This is a genomic window from Acinetobacter sp. WC-323 (assembly GCF_000314615.1).
Taxonomy (GTDB): domain Bacteria; phylum Pseudomonadota; class Gammaproteobacteria; order Pseudomonadales; family Moraxellaceae; genus Acinetobacter; species Acinetobacter courvalinii.
In genome coordinates this window covers 41476-56288 of sequence record NZ_AMZS01000034.1, presented here as the reverse complement: position 1 = coordinate 56288, position 14813 = coordinate 41476, and the positions used below count along the sequence as shown (strand labels likewise).

Genomic DNA, 14813 nt, shown 5'->3' with positions numbered 1-14813 from the left:
TCAGTCACTGGATGAACACCTGGAAGCACGCTGCCAATTGCACCGCCGACCGTGCTAATACCGGTGTTGATAATATCGGTTTTCAGGCTTTCAACGCCTTGCAGTACATCAATACCAGACTGGATTACGCCTGTAACAGGATTGTTGCCTAGGTCACCGCCCGTAATGCCACCGATGATGCCTGTGATTGCACCTAAAGGACCGCCATCACCGCCACCGATACCACCCGTGATGCCACCAAGCAGGCCACCGACATCAGTCAGGTCACCAACTGCATGTTGAACCAGACCAGAAGCGGTTGAACCATTCGTAATCAGTGTGCCCACCACACCTGTAAGCGAATCAGCAGCGCCACCAATATCAGCACCTGCCAGATCAGAAATAGCTTCAAGTGTGCCTTTACGGTATCGCGAGAAGTTTCAAAGGTGAGGGTACCAGATTGGTCAGGTCAGTCACTGGATGAACACCGGAAGTACGCTCCAATTGCACCGCCGACCGTGCTAATACCGGTGTTGATAATATCTGTTTTCAGGCTTTCGACACCTTGTAGTACATCAATACCAGTTTGAATTACGCCTGTAACAGGATTGTTGCCTAGGTCACCGCCCGTAATGCCACCGATGATGCCTGTAATTGCGCCCAGAGGTCCGCCTTCACCACCACCGATACCACCGGTAATGCCACCGATGATGCCTGTGATAGAACCTAACGGATCGCCTTCACCGCCGCCAATGCCACCTGTAATACCACCAATGATGCCTGTGATTGAGCCTAAAGGACCGCCTTCACCACCGCCAATGATTCCACCGGCATTGGTCAAATCACCCGCAATATGTTGAACCAGCCCAGAAGCAGTAGAACCGTTGTTGATCAGTGTACCCACTACACCTGTAAGCGAACCGGCGGCTCCACCAATATCAGCACCGGCTAAATCAGAAATGGCTTCAAGCGTACCGTTTACAGTATCGCGAGAGGTTTCAAAAGTAAGTGTTCCTAAATCTGCAAGATCGCCAATCGGATGCTCGGATTGATGAACTGCCCCAATAATCGTACCTGCAACTGTATCAATACCGGTATTGATCACTTCTGTTTTTAAGCTCTCAAGGCCTTGTAGTACATCAATACCAGACTGAATCACACCTGTGACCGGATTATGACCAAGGTCACCGCCAGTAATGCCACCAATGATATTCGTGACCGCGCCAAGCGGGCCGCCTTCTGTACCCCCCGTAATACCACCGATAATGCCTGTTACAGCGCCTAATGGATTGCCACCAGCGCCCCCTGTGATACCGCCAACAATATTTGTAACGGCGCCTAATGGACCACCATCGGTTCCACCTGTAATGCCACCGATGATATTTGTTACCGCGCCTAGCGGATTGCCAGTAGCACCGCCTGTAACTCCTCCAATAATATGTGTGACCGAATCAAGTGGACTACCGCTTGTTCCGCCTGTCACACCACCAAGAATATTTGTCACTGCCCCGAGAGGATTGTTGGCTGCTCCGCCCGTAATACTGCTAACCGTATTGGTGAGTGTATTGGTTGAAACGATATTGGTAATGGTAGAGAGAGACAGGGGAGCGAGGAGTGAACCGCCAACATGTGATGTTGAGTTATTACTATCGACGAGACTCGAAGTAATGCTTTTAATGGGTGATAGAAGACTTTTAAAAAGCATAATGATACCTATATTCTTAAAGTTGTGTTGTTCTAAGTAATTATTAGCGTGCTATGATTATTTTGTGATTAAAGTCACATTAATCGCTTTTAGTGTTATATGTGGCAATTCTTTTGTCAATCTGTAACGTGATTGAACCGGATTGTTAAATTTGAGTTTAAGTTGCTGAATTATATTTATTTTATTCAGAAAAACATTCTATTAAATCTACATGTGTATTTTATTTAAAAATAGCTTGCTAATGTTTTTTTAGTTTATTTAATCTGTTTTATCAGGTAATTAAAGCCCTGTTTGAGCTTAAAAATGGTATCCAAATAAGTAATTTTTAAAATTTGTTACTGCTTTGCAAAAAAATATTTCTAATTTTTTTTAGTTAATAAATATCAATATGTTAAATTTTTTCTTAATTCATTTTTTTTAAATTAGCATAAATCTGAAATCATAGTATTCAGTATATTTTGGGAGTGTTATTAAATAAAACTTATTAATCACAGATGTGTCAGATGGGGATAGGTTAAGTGATTTAATGAAATTAGGGAGAGAATCGGAAAGTATTAAGGTGATTGTGGGTGTATTTTGTTCAAAAGACATTAGTATGCTGAATCTATAGCCAGTTGATCACTCATGCTTGAAAAAGGCCTTATCTTTTACCAAAAAGTGCGTATAATGCCCTCCATCAAATATGCGCTCATAGCTCAGCTGGATAGAGCACTTGGCTACGAACTAAGGGGTCGGGAGTTCGAATCTCTCTGAGCGCACCAATTTGAAAAAAGAAACCGCTTAAATGCGGTTTTTTTGTGTCTTAAGTTTTTGCCTTGAGTTTCTGTACAAATACCGCATTCCCACCAACCGCAGGTAGCACGTCATGATAAGGCAGGCTTCGCATTGCCCTGAGTAAAAAAGGTGCCTTTTCATCGATTTTCATACTTGTTGTCATTTTAAATAAGGTCCCTTGATCTTGAGCAGCAAGGCGCATTTCCCCTTTGATAAAGCGTAAGTCTCCGCCATTGGCATAAAAATGATTCTCAGTCGTGTTGGGATAGTTAAAATGCAGTTTAAAAGCAAAGGGAATATTGATCACGCCCAAACCCACATTGACCTGTAGATCTGCATCCTGGGCCTGATTCTGAACAGGTGGCGTGACCACTTTTTTGATCTGGCGGGGGAACAGTTCCTGATAGGCATTAGGACTCAACCATTTTTGTAAGGGTTGAGGGGATTGCGTATAAAAACGATAGGTTGTGGTAAAGCGCATGGCTTCACGTCCATGGGTATAGAGTACACTGGTGGGCGCATGTAAAAAGCTCACCGGCTGCTGGGCATTCTGGCTCAGTTGCGCGATTTTTAGCAATTGTGCGCGATTCAGTTGCGGGCTGGGAATTTGTCCGGCATTCAGGGCGATTATATTTTGCTGATTAAAACGGTTTCTGAGCGCCTCCATTACAAAGGCATTGGTACCGCTGGGAATGCCCAGCTTGACTTCAGGAATGGCATTCAGAATTTTCTTAAAAATAAATCCCTTGGGTTGGTTCAGATCTCCCCATTGGGTTAAGGTGATTAAGGTGTGGTGTTCATCTAGGGCAAACCATTCAAATTTACCTACGCCATAAGGAATAGGTGCATCAATCACCAGACTGGAAATACTATTGGGTTGAATCTGATGCTGTAAGGTGACATCTTCATTGAAGTTCAGCACGGGAATAGGTGTCGGGATCGAGACCCGATATTTCATCTGTACAATATTGCCTGAGTGTTCCAGGGCTTTGGCGGATTTCAAGGTCGGGAATAAACCGACATATTGATTAAAATCAGTTAAGGTTTTGGCCACCTGCTGGGCGTTGACGGGTACAATCATCGCAGCCGAACTGAAACTCACGCTGGGTTGAGGATTGGTTTTTAAGGTGGGGAGTGCCGTTTTTGTGACAGGATGTCCATAGATAAAAATCGTGTTTTGGGTATAACCTGCCAGTATTTTGGGGTTGTTTTGAAATGGCTGTAAGGCACTGGGGATATTGTCATTCCAAGACAACAGTTGAGCAAAACAACTTTGTGTTGTGCCTAGAAAAATACAAGAGATAAGTAGTCCATTCAAATAACGCATCACATTCCTTTGGTTTTTATTCGTGATTTGGCGGGCAGGAATGAACACCCTGTGATTGAGTGTATTCATGCCCATTATTAATAAGATTTTTTAGCGTTAAAAAATAGTCGTATTGTGTAAAACTTCGCCAGAAACTTGATTGGATTGGTTGAGCATATAAATATATATGCAGGCGATTTAACAACAAAAGTCGATATTTTGCAGTACTTTAAAATCAAAGCGTCGGGATAAATTGATATAAAAAAAGAATCATCAAGTCAGCTTAAATCGCAGATTGAAATTTTGTATCAAAACGCCAGAAAGGTGATTTACCTGTGAAGCATTTATGTTCTAATAGGTCAGTTTTTTTCAAATGTTAGAAATCAAAATGTCTGAACAACGTCCAACGGTCTCTGTGCGCTATTATCTGAATCTGGAAGAATCACAAGATGGTTTTGCTCTGGTCACTTTTGGTAAAAAGACCTTTAGCCGTTTTCTAACACCCGTGATTAGTATCGCGATTATCCTGTGGGGGATTTATTTAGGCTTCTCTGGAGTCGGACGCTATTATGTGGCGTTGGGTGCGTTCTTTCTGCTGATGCAGGGCGTAATGCGCTACTGGTTATTGCCGATGTTATTCAAGCGCCAGTTTGTCCGTTACCAGTTCGGTAAAAGTGAACAGGGGGTTGATTTATATCAGGATCATTTTGAACTGTACGCAACAGGCAAAATCCAGAGAACTCAGTATACCGAGGTGCAATCTTTTGCAATTGGCAAACTGACCTATATGCTGGAACTGAAAAATCATACCGTGATTATTGTACCGAAACGTGCATTTGCAAATACTTCAGATCAAACCAAATTTGAAAATAGCTTTAAAAAGTAAATTTATCAGCGGTTCAAAGAACAAGGAACATTCATGAGTACACGTCCTTCAAAAATTGTGTGTGTCGGCCGAAATTATGCAGAACATGCCAAAGAGTTAGGCAACCCTATTCCTGATCGTGCGATCTTATTCATCAAGCCACCAAGCAGTCTGAGTCCTTTATCACAGGGAATCAGCTGGAATCAGGCTTTAGGGGAGTGTCATTATGAATGTGAAATCTGTTTAAAAATCACCCATCCTCTATCTCAAGAAACGGATCCGGCCAAAGCTTTGGAAGCCGTTGGTGCATTGACCTTGGGGCTGGACTTAACCTTGCGTGATTTGCAAGGGGATTTAAAAGCCAAAGGCGAGCCATGGGAACGAGCCAAAGCCTTTGACGGTGCCTGTCTTCTGGCAGACTGGATCGAAGCGGATGAAATTGGCGACTTGCAGGAGCTGGAACTCATTTTCACTATTAATGGGGTGGAGCGTCAGCATGGATTTAGCAAAGACATGATTCGGGACATTGGCGCGCTACTGGTTGAGATCAATCAATGTTTTAGCCTGGAAGCAGGAGATGTCATTATGACCGGTACACCAGCAGGTGTCGGCGCTTTACGTGCCAATGATCAGTTGACCATGAAACTGATTACCCAGTCTGGTGAATATGACTGGGATAGCTTTGTAAAAGCAGAATAAAAACAGCAAGATAAAAAAAGCGCTGCTCGATAAATAGCAGCGCTTTTTTATTGAAAGACCTGATTATTTATGCACTATCCAAGCAAGGCTTAACTGCCTTGATAGAGCTTGCGGAACTGGTCAGGGGTGAAATGCATCCAGCGTTTAAACATATAAATAAAAGCGGATGAGCTGGCATAACCCAAATCCAGCGCAATACTTTCAATGGTCTTGCCCTGATTGAGCATCGACATGGCTTTCATGACTTTTAATCGCTGCCGCCATTCATGCAATGACATGCCCAATTCTTTCTGGCTATAGCGGGCCAGCGTGCGTTCGGTCATGTTGATCATGTGTGCGAGCTGTTCAAGGGTGCTGTTGTCGGCAGGAAATTCATGTAAATGGCTCAGAACCTTAGCCAGTGCCGGATGTTGCGTGGTGGGCAAATAGCTGCCGACCAGTTCAGCATGGGTCAGTGCGTCCAGTAAAACCTGAAGTAGGCGGATATATTCGGGATCGTGTTCTGAAAATGTCGTGTGACGAAGATGTTCCAGCAGCGCGGAAACCAGCGGTGCGGATAGTAAAATCCCGGCCTGTTGTGGCATTCGTTGACATAATGATTCATGAATATAAAGCGTACAATAGGTCACATCATTCCGGTTAATCCCGCTATGTTGCAGATGCGGCGGCAACCAGATGCCATAAGGCGGCGGGGTAAGGTAATTGATCTGCTCAATATTGACTTCAAGCACCCCGTCAAAGGCATAAATAAACTCTCCCCAAGCATGCGCATGTTTAGGATAAAAAGTCTCTGCAGGCGCATCCCGAACCCGTAACCATAAAGGTGCCGGAATATCATTGTAGGTTGGAATGGCCTGAAAATCCTGAATCCGTTGTGCTGACTTTTTCATAAGATGAGAATTGCCCGAAAACACGCATATCTTGTCAGATTTTCACTATATCATGAAAATCTGACAGCCTTATATTGGTGCTCAAATAATAGAATCGGGAGCGTGCGATGGATGAGCGCAAAGCATTAGATGCAACTGCATCGGGCCTGATGGTCGTACTGTGTATGATCTGGGGCTTACAACAAGTCATTTTAAAAATGGCAGCTCCCGATATTTCGCCCTTAATGCAGATTGCATTGCGGTCAGGTTTGGCTGCAATTTTGTTATTACCGTTGCTGTATCTGGATAAAGCCAGTCAGTTATTCAATCGCCAGAATCTCAAGGCAGGGGCACTGGTCGCTTTTTTATTTTCTTTGGAGTTCTTTTTGCTGGCGCAGGCATTGCAATGGACATCAGCATCTCATGCGGTGGTGCTGTTGTATACCGCTCCCATTTTTGTGGCTTTGGGGCTGCACTGGAAGCTGCCTTCCGAGCGTTTAAGTGTGTTGCAGTGGAGCGGTATCGCCCTTGCATTTTTAGGGATTGTGGTCACTTTTATGAGAGCAAATCAGGGTGCTACCCAGCTAGAGCAGCAAATGTTATGGGGTGACTTACTGGCTTTGGCAGGGGGGATTGCCTGGGCGGCAACCACGATTACCGTACGTTTATCTTCGCTGGCACAGGCCGCCGTTACCCAAACCCTGTTTTATCAACTGGCAGGCAGTTTTGTATTGCTGTTCGGCTTGGCGTTTTTTCTCGGACAAGCCACCATTCATTTTACCCCGCTGGTGATCGGCAGCCTGGCCTTTCATACCCTGATTGTATCCTTTGCCAGTTTTCTGGCCTGGTTCTGGTTATTACGCAATTATCTGGCCTCGCGACTGGGCGTATTTTCCTTCCTTACGCCGTTATTTGGTATGGTCTTTGGTATCTGCTTACTGGGCGAAAAAATTGAACTGAATTTTGTGATGGGCTCAGCCTTGGTATTACTTGGCATTGTGGTGGTCAGTCTGCAAGGCTGGATCAGAAAATAAAAAAGGCCTCAATTGAGGCCTTTTGACTATTTCTGTTCAAAGATGGTGGACAGCGGAATGGATAGCTTGGCAGCTAAATAATCATTACTTTCAATCAGGGACGGGCCGAGTCGCTCCATCCATTCATCGTCCTGATGAATATTTTCAACATCGGGACGTAACGGTAATGGATAAGGCAGGGCGGTAAAGAAACTCCAGAAATCGACCTGCGCTAAATTACGCACCAGTACATATTCGTCTTTATCGGTACGCATAATCAGGTTCTGCTGTTCCAGTTGCAGGATATAAGCCGGTAGTCGACCTAATTCGCCACGACCGATAATATTTAACAGCTCTTTCTCACTGACACTTTGTCCAATCTGTTGCTTCTTATAAAACAGTTCCAGAATGTCGAGTAACATCAGGATCGGATGGCGTTTCTGTTCTTTGCCAGAGTGGAAGGCGGTGAGGGCATAGCTGATTTCAACCCCCAATAAAATGATATTCCAAGATAGATAAATCCAGAGCAGGAAGATCGGCACTGCGGCAAATGCGCCATAAACGATTTCATAGCTGGTGAAGTTGCTCATCACCCAGCCGAAAAAACGTTTTAGAATTTCAAATACGGTTGCACTAAAACAGGCGGCAATAAAGGCTGAAAAGACCGGGACAATACGGTTCGGGATGGTCCAGTATAAAATAAAGAAGCCAACAACGGTCAGTAAAAACGAGATCAGCCAGAGCAGGAAGGCACCATCCAGCTGATAGCCTGCAAAATTATTGCTGAGAATACTCATCGAAGCGACAGTTGAAGACAATACAAAAGCACTGCCTAACACAATTGGGCCCAGTGAAATAATGGTCCAGTAACGCATAAAACCGACCAGACCCGTGCGAGTTTCCTTAACGCGCCAAATGCGGTTAAACACATTCTCAATCGAAGTCAGCATCAGCACGGTGGTCACAAACAGGAACAGCACACCAATCACGGTAAGATTGCTGGACTTCTCGGTAAAGGCATTTAAGGCCTTGTCAAAGGCAATGGTACTTTTGGGTAAAAAGTTACTATAGATCAGCTGTTGCAGCTGTTGCCGGGCAGGTTCTAAAGCTTTAATCGAGGAGATAATCACCAGAAAAACAGTCAACATGGGAACGACTGCAAACAGGGTGGTATAGGTCAGTCCTCCTGCCTGTTCCCGACAGCGATCCGCTTCAAAACGTCGTAACACAAACACAATAAATTGAAACCATGTTTTTTCTAAAAAAGGCAGTTTTTTTAGATAACGGTCTAAGATCATGGGTTCTATCCTAATTATTTTTAATAAGATCCTGCAAAAGCACAGGACTTGTAACAGCCTAAAATGTATAAAATGTCGTATAGTGTCCTTTTTAACAAAATTCTTGAAAGTGATGCAACCTTACGTTCTTGTTCTTTATTACAGTAAATATGGTTCCACTAAGCAAATGGCACATCTGATTGCCGATGGCATTGAAGCTGCAGGTGTGACAGCGCGCATTCGAACCGTGCCGAATTTAGCCACCGTCGTCACTGAAGCGGCGCCTAGTATTCCAGCAGATGGCGACCTTTATTGCACTTTAGAAGATCTCAGCCATTGCTCCGGTTTGGCCTTGGGTTCGCCAACGCGTTTTGGCAATATGGCCAGTGAGATGAAGTACTTTTGGGATCAAACCACCAGTTTATGGCTGAATGGCGCTTTGCATGATAAACCCGCCTGTGTCTTCACCTCTTCAGGTTCCATGCATGGCGGGCAGGAAAGTACGTTATTGACCATGCTGCCGCCATTATTTCATCACGGCATGATGATCTTGGGCTTGCCCAACTCAATTCCAGCCCTGTCGAATACCAAAACTGGTGGAACACCGTATGGCGCCAGCCATGTCAGCGGGCCTCGCCATGATCAAAGCCTGAGCCAGGATGAAAAAGTTCTGTGTGAAGCACAAGGCAAGCGTTTGGGCGAAGTCGTTAAGACGTTGGCTGGAAAATTTTAAGTCTGGGACAGTCGGTATTGTTGTCCGACCCGAACCACTTGCCAGAAGTGTAGAGGATCGGTTGGATAGGCGATCAAGTTCTGATTTTCACTGAGCAGCGATATTTTATCGAGATTAACTTGTGCTGAGAGCAACATGGCATAGACATAATCAAGCAGATCGATAGCACTGAAAACCTGTTTATAGGCATCTTGCAGTTCAGCATTTTGATTGGCAAAACACACCCGATGTGGCTCATCTTCATTAAGGAAGGAAAGGCCAAGTGTTTTTTCTATTGCTGTCACAAGCTCCCGATTTAATTGTAGAGGGGAGAGCGATAGAACGAGTTGGTGGCTTTCAAAGCCTGTACGGTAATCTGGCATCGCTTTGACCTGTTGTGATTGGGATAGTTTCTAAAATCACTATACGCTTTTTATTGATGATAAATACAGCGCAAAAAAATGGGAGCTTTTGCTCCCATCATTTTATTTCTTTAACTGCCAGTCATAGATGTTTCGACGATAGGCGTACCAGATCATCCACAGACCAATAATAATCATTGGGAAACTGAGGATCTGGCCTTTGGTCATCCAGCCAAACAGGATAAAGCCCTGATCTGCATCGGGTTGACGGAAGAATTCCATAAAGAAGCGGGCAACACCATATCCGGTCAGGAATAGCGCAGAAACCGCCATACGTGGACGTGGCTTGGAACTAAACCACCACAGTACGATAAACAGGATCAAACCTTCACATAGCGCTTGGTAGATTTGTGAAGGATGACGGACCAGACCTAATGGATCAGTTGGAAAAATCATCCCGAACGGATAGTTCGGATCTTGCACTTGACGGCCGTAGAGTTCTCCGCCAATAAAGTTACCGAAACGTCCGAACATAAGGCCTGTCGGTACACATGGTGCAATAAAATCCAGGGTTTGAAACCAGGTTTTCTGATACTTTTTGCACCAGAACAACATGGCAATCATAACACCCAGAAAGCCACCGTGGAAGCTCATGCCGCCGGTCCAGACCTGAAATAACCACAGTGGATTTTCCAGAAACTTACCGAATTCGTAAAACAGCACATAGCCGACACGTCCACCCAGCACAACACCCAGCGCACCGTAAAACACCAGATCTGAAACCATATCGGCAGTCCAGCCATCACGTTGTTTAGCGCGGTACGATGCTAAACCCCAGGCACATAGAAAAGCCAACAGATACATGAGTCCATACCAGTGCACCTTGACTGGTCCTAAGCTCAGCGCAACTGGATCAATATTTGGATAGGTCAGCATTGCTGTTCCTCAATGTAGAATTTGAAATTAAGTTTTGATCAGATTGTAGCGGAATGATGTGAAAAATGTTGTACATTCAATGTGTAAAGATGTGAGAACCAAATCAATGTGTATTGTCGCTTTCGCATGGTATGTACTGGATGAGATGCCATTATGTCTACTTTCAAATCGTGATGAATTCTATCATCGTCCTAGTGCCGCTTTACATCAGTGGCCCGCGAGTCCGATTGTGGCCGGACAGGACTTGCAGTCAGGCGGGACCTGGATGGGCGTGACTGCATCGGGACGATGGGCCATCCTCACCAATTTCCGTAATGGCCGGGATCAGCAACCCTACACCACTTCACGTGGCCATCTGATCCAGTCTTTTCTGGAAAGTGAGCTGGCACCGATTCGTTTTGCCCAGCAACTAGAACAGCGACAGCAGGATTATGCAGGCTTTAATCTGTTTGTTGGCGATCGGGAGCAGGCCGTTTATATGAGTAACCGGGGTGAAGCGCCTCAGGTACTGGCAAATGGGGTATATGTGGTATCGAATGGCTTAATGTCCGAAGATTGGCAAAAGACCCGACATTTACGCAAGCGCTTTACCCAGGAATTTTTACCGATGCTGCAACAAGCACAAATATCTGAGGCCGAGCTCAGACATGCGGCCTGGGATATTCTGGAGGATGAGCGTAAGGTCATTCCGGACCTGTTACCTGACACCGGCATCAGCACTGAAATGGAAGCCTTATTGTCTTCAACCTTTATCCAGAGTCCGGTCTACGGCACACGCTGCTCAAACTTTTTAAGACTCAACTCAACACAATGGCAATGGCTGGAAAAATCCCAGCAAGGGCAACAGCAGGGACAGATTGTTGCGTTGGAACTCGAGTTGCACCCATAAAAAATGCCGACATGAAGTCGGCATTTTCTTTTTGCAATGAAAGCTTGGATTTAAGCTTTTTTCTCAATTGATGGCGCAACTGGGTCAGCAGTGATGTAGCCGACGCTGGCACTATAACCACCATTATAGTTGGCTAAAACGGTTGCTTTCAAGTCAGCAGGCAGTTTTGAGCTATCACCAGCATGCTGGAAATTGCTCATGATATAGGTCCAGCCATTGACTGAATCAACCGCATGTAAACCGGTTGATTCAGCACCCGCAGGTGTCGACAGAATTCGGTCTAAAGACTTGGTATCCACGTTATATGCCCACAGGAAGTTATTGGTATGGTTACCGCTATCTTCACCGATGAACAGGGTACGTAAGGTTTCAGAGAATTTTAGGTTATCTGGACTGGCAATATTGTCTGGATCAGCCGTATTGCCCAGACCGTCCACTGGTATATCCTTGCCCATCAAGACCATATGACTTTGGTAAGGGGTCCATTCACTATTGATGACACCATTTAAGTGATCGATCTGGCTGCCTTTAAGGTCATGTGCAAGTACACCGCCCGCTTTCAGGGTGTTTTTGAATTTCACATTATGTTCAGCCACCCAGCCTGATTTACCTTCAATCATGGAGTCCTGAATATTGGCCAACGCAGAATAAGCCACTTTATCCTTGATATTGACCGTGGTGCCTTCCATCTTGGTGAAAGCCATACTGCCGCCTTTGAGCGCCGCATAACGGTGAGTTTCAAGGAACGCTGCCGCCAGTTCGATTTCGGCTTTGCTGAAACCGTTATTGGCTTCTTTTAACTTGACCCACAGGGTTTTCTTATCCAGTACAATCTGGGTATAACCGGTCAAATCTGCTGGAGCAGTGCTTAAGCTCTCCATAATGTTTTCAGCTTTAATGCCACGAACATTGACCAGATCTTCAATGGTTTTACTGTTGGTATGACCCAGTTTGATCCATTTAATCGGTGCAGTAGAGGTTTCATTCAATTCAGCAGTATATTTCGCAACGTATAGGCTGCCTGCAGAAAGATCTTTCTCTTTATCTGCAACAAACATAAAGAAACCACCGTTGGTATAGTCATCGCCCATGATCACGGTGCGGTTGTCTGGCATCACCTGAATCAGCTCGTGTGAAATGCGGCCTAGGCAATAATGTTTAACTGCAGTACCACGACCTTTACCATCCAGAATGATTTCCGGTAAATGGCCATAGTTATAGACATTCGCCGTATTTTCATTGCCATACAGATTTTTACTATAGGCTTTCAAGGTTGCGAGGCTGCTACCGATCTGATCAAAAGCATCCGGTTCATATTCTTCACTGGAAAGATGGGTATTCCAAGGTGAGAGGCTCGCACCACAGGTAATCCATAGCCCGTGCACTTTGGACATATCGACATTGAAGTATTTTTTCAATGCCAGATGACCTGTTTTCTGATCCTGATCTAGAGTCAGTACCGCAATTGGAGAAGGTAATTGCCCATACATACTTTGTTGAGCCAGGTTTTGTGTGGTGTATTCGAACTGCACCACATGGAAGACTGGATTATTGACGCCCGGTACTTGTGCACCTTGCAGATGAATCATTGACGAACCATCTGGACAGTCAGAGAAGAATTGACGTTCCTGACCTGCCACCGAGGTATCCCGGATCGGTTTATTGTTGATGTCGTAATAGCTACCGGCAATAATTTTTCCACCATCGATATTGTCGACTTGCATACCTGTGCGGAAAAATTCCTGATAACCCAGTTTATATTCGGTCGTGGTATTGTCTTCCCAAGTCACGGTCAGGCTAGACTTGACTGAAGTGGTGGCCATTTCTGCTGTGGTTGAGGGTGCTGCCATGGGTGTAAATTTGGCATTTTTAAATTTAACCAGTTTTGCCGGTGGTGTAACAACATTGTTATCGTTGTCATCATTACAACCCGTTAAAGCTGCTGCTGTCCCCATTGCCCCCAATGGTAAAAATGGAACGCCAGCGAACCATTTTAAAATATCACGACGACTTGGCTGAGTGGTATTGGCTGTCATAATAATTCCGTATCTATAATATAGGGTAAATAAATCCTGATTGATTCTATGAAGTGGAGATGACAGTTTTTTGACAGTTTGAAGGCAGTTTCAAGACAATTTAATTTTTATAAATAGCTAAAAAATATAAATTAAAAACAAAAAATCCCTGAAGCATGCTCAGGGATCTGATTCGGTTCACTTAAGCGGATGCTTTACGTTTTTCGAGTATTTTTCCAAACAATAAACCCAGTTCGAATAACATCCACATCGGTACCGCCAGCATAATCATCGACAAGGCGTCAGGCGGCGTTACAAACATGGCAACAAAGAAACAGCCGACCACAATGAAACGGCGTTTTTCAATCAGGCTTTGGGTACTCACCACACCAATTAAAATCAGAACCAGCGTAATGATGGGAATTTCGAAGGTAAAACCAAACACCAGAAACAGTTTTAAACAGAAACTTAGATAACTGTTGATATCGGTCATTGGGGCAACGGTTTCAGGTGAAACACTGATAAAGAAATGTAAAATTGCCGGCAAGGTAATAAAATAGGCAAAGGCCACACCCAGATAAAACAGCACGATACTGCCCAGTAGCAGCGGAATAGCCAGATGGCGTTCCTTTTCATACAGGGCCGGTTTGATAAATGACCAGATCTGGTAAATGATATACGGCATGGCCAGCATGAATGCTACAAACAGATTCAGCTTGAATGGCGCCATGAATGTGGCCGTGACATCAGTCGCAATCATGGTTGAACTGGCTGGTAGCTGTTGTCTTAACGGTTCTGAAAGCCATTGATAGGTCGTGTTTCTAAACGGCAATAAACAGAAGAACAGCAGAATCGTCACCCCGACAATCTTGAACAGATATTGACGGAGTACAATCAAATGCTGCATCACTGGCATTTGTTGCAGGGTTTCTTCAGGATTTACTGAGGTCGAAGGTAACTGGCTCATACGGCAATCTTTAATTCTGTATCAAACGATTGAGTCGATAGACTCGGCTCAGGTTTGAAAGGTAATTGCTTGTGATATTCAAGACTGAACGGCAGGATCGCTTGCTGCGGACTCAACCTATAGATGATAGACGCTTTAGTCTCGGCTTTGACTTGTTCAGTCTCGGAAGGCGTTTGTGTATTTTTAAGCGCATCTAGCTGTTGTTGCATCCTGCGTTCAAGTTCTGTGATTTTATCAATTTCTTTTTGCATTTCTTCGCGGAACTCGGAAAGGCGAAGTTCGCGGTCAATTTCATTCTGAATATTGTTGATAAACTTTTTAATTTTTCCATACCATTTCGCTACGAACCGGGCAGCTTCTGGTAATTTATCAGGACCGAGCACCAGCAATGCAATCACTGCAAAGCAAAAGATCTCGGTCATTCCCAAATTCAGCATAGTCGTGC

The 14813-nt window shown here is 44.6% G+C and carries 13 protein-coding genes, 1 tRNA gene and 1 pseudogene; 6 read left to right on the top strand and 9 right to left on the bottom strand.

Annotation, left to right across the window (positions count from 1 at the left end; genetic code table 11):
- A pseudogene (locus ACINWC323_RS0118885) lies at window positions 1-1684 on the bottom strand (beta strand repeat-containing protein); the annotation flags it as partial.
- 684 nt (window positions 1685-2368) lie between these two features.
- On the opposite strand from ACINWC323_RS0118885, the gene ACINWC323_RS12570 reads away from it, so the two are divergent.
- Window positions 2369-2445, top strand: a tRNA-Arg gene (locus tag ACINWC323_RS12570).
- A gap of 41 nt (window positions 2446-2486) precedes the next feature.
- Here the strand turns inward: ACINWC323_RS12570 and ACINWC323_RS12575 are convergent.
- On the bottom strand, window positions 2487-3785 hold the full coding sequence (locus ACINWC323_RS12575; RefSeq protein WP_009510564.1) for an SRPBCC family protein: 1299 nt from the start codon (window positions 3783-3785) through the stop codon (window positions 2487-2489).
- Window positions 3786-4152: 367 nt separating this feature from the next.
- Between ACINWC323_RS12575 and ACINWC323_RS12580 the strand changes: the two genes are divergently transcribed.
- Together ACINWC323_RS12580 and ACINWC323_RS12585 are read left to right on the top strand one after the other, a co-directional pair.
- Window positions 4153-4650, top strand: coding sequence for a YcxB family protein (locus tag ACINWC323_RS12580; RefSeq protein ID WP_032881316.1), 498 nt, complete (start codon window positions 4153-4155; stop codon window positions 4648-4650).
- A gap of 33 nt (window positions 4651-4683) precedes the next feature.
- Window positions 4684-5328 carry a fumarylacetoacetate hydrolase family protein gene (locus tag ACINWC323_RS12585; RefSeq protein ID WP_009510597.1) on the top strand — a complete coding sequence of 215 codons (645 nt, stop codon included), beginning with the start codon at window positions 4684-4686 and terminating at the stop codon, window positions 5326-5328.
- Window positions 5329-5417: 89 nt separating this feature from the next.
- Here ACINWC323_RS12585 and ACINWC323_RS12590 read toward each other — a convergent pair whose 3' ends face one another.
- Window positions 5418-6218: an AraC family transcriptional regulator gene (locus ACINWC323_RS12590; protein ID WP_009510585.1), complete on the bottom strand. Its 801-nt coding sequence runs from the start codon at window positions 6216-6218 to the stop codon at window positions 5418-5420.
- Between the two features lie 107 nt (window positions 6219-6325).
- Here ACINWC323_RS12590 and ACINWC323_RS12595 point away from each other — a divergent pair, with 107 nt between their 5' ends.
- Entirely contained in the window at window positions 6326-7231 is a 906-nt protein-coding gene (locus ACINWC323_RS12595) for a DMT family transporter (RefSeq protein ID WP_009510635.1), read from the top strand.
- A gap of 26 nt (window positions 7232-7257) precedes the next feature.
- Here ACINWC323_RS12595 and ACINWC323_RS12600 read toward each other — a convergent pair whose 3' ends face one another.
- Entirely contained in the window at window positions 7258-8508 is a 1251-nt protein-coding gene (locus tag ACINWC323_RS12600; RefSeq protein WP_005227359.1) for a YihY family inner membrane protein, read from the bottom strand.
- Window positions 8509-8620: 112 nt separating this feature from the next.
- Here ACINWC323_RS12600 and wrbA point away from each other — a divergent pair, with 112 nt between their 5' ends.
- A complete protein-coding gene (gene wrbA / locus ACINWC323_RS12605; protein WP_009510592.1) occupies window positions 8621-9220 on the top strand; it encodes an NAD(P)H:quinone oxidoreductase in 600 nt (199 codons plus the stop codon).
- On the opposite strand, the gene ACINWC323_RS0118880 is transcribed toward wrbA, so the two are convergent.
- Together ACINWC323_RS0118880 and lgt are read right to left on the bottom strand one after the other, a co-directional pair.
- Window positions 9217-9582: a hypothetical protein gene (locus ACINWC323_RS0118880; protein WP_032881312.1), complete on the bottom strand. Its 366-nt coding sequence runs from the start codon at window positions 9580-9582 to the stop codon at window positions 9217-9219. The genes wrbA and ACINWC323_RS0118880 overlap by 4 nt on opposite strands.
- A gap of 102 nt (window positions 9583-9684) precedes the next feature.
- Complete coding sequence (gene lgt, locus ACINWC323_RS12610) at window positions 9685-10497, bottom strand: prolipoprotein diacylglyceryl transferase (protein WP_005227354.1); 813 nt, start codon at window positions 10495-10497, stop codon at window positions 9685-9687.
- 106 nt (window positions 10498-10603) lie between these two features.
- Between lgt and ACINWC323_RS12615 the strand changes: the two genes are divergently transcribed.
- The gene (locus ACINWC323_RS12615; RefSeq protein ID WP_009510586.1) at window positions 10604-11386 is read left to right on the top strand and encodes an NRDE family protein; all 783 of its coding nucleotides are present in this window, start codon (window positions 10604-10606) and stop codon (window positions 11384-11386) included.
- Window positions 11387-11436: 50 nt separating this feature from the next.
- Here the strand turns inward: ACINWC323_RS12615 and ACINWC323_RS12620 are convergent, their stop codons facing one another.
- The 3 genes from ACINWC323_RS12620 to tatB all read right to left on the bottom strand — a co-directional run bounded on the left by ACINWC323_RS12620 (window position 11437) and on the right by tatB (window position 14805).
- Window positions 11437-13422: a PhoX family protein gene (locus ACINWC323_RS12620; protein ID WP_009510620.1), complete on the bottom strand. Its 1986-nt coding sequence runs from the start codon at window positions 13420-13422 to the stop codon at window positions 11437-11439.
- A 181-nt stretch (window positions 13423-13603) separates the two neighbouring features.
- On the bottom strand, window positions 13604-14368 hold the full coding sequence (tatC, locus tag ACINWC323_RS12625; RefSeq protein ID WP_005283090.1) for a twin-arginine translocase subunit TatC: 765 nt from the start codon (window positions 14366-14368) through the stop codon (window positions 13604-13606).
- The gene (gene tatB, locus ACINWC323_RS12630; RefSeq protein WP_009510608.1) at window positions 14365-14805 is read right to left on the bottom strand and encodes a Sec-independent protein translocase protein TatB; all 441 of its coding nucleotides are present in this window, start codon (window positions 14803-14805) and stop codon (window positions 14365-14367) included. Before tatB ends, tatC begins: the two co-directional genes overlap by 4 nt.
- Window positions 14806-14813 lie beyond the last annotated feature (8 nt).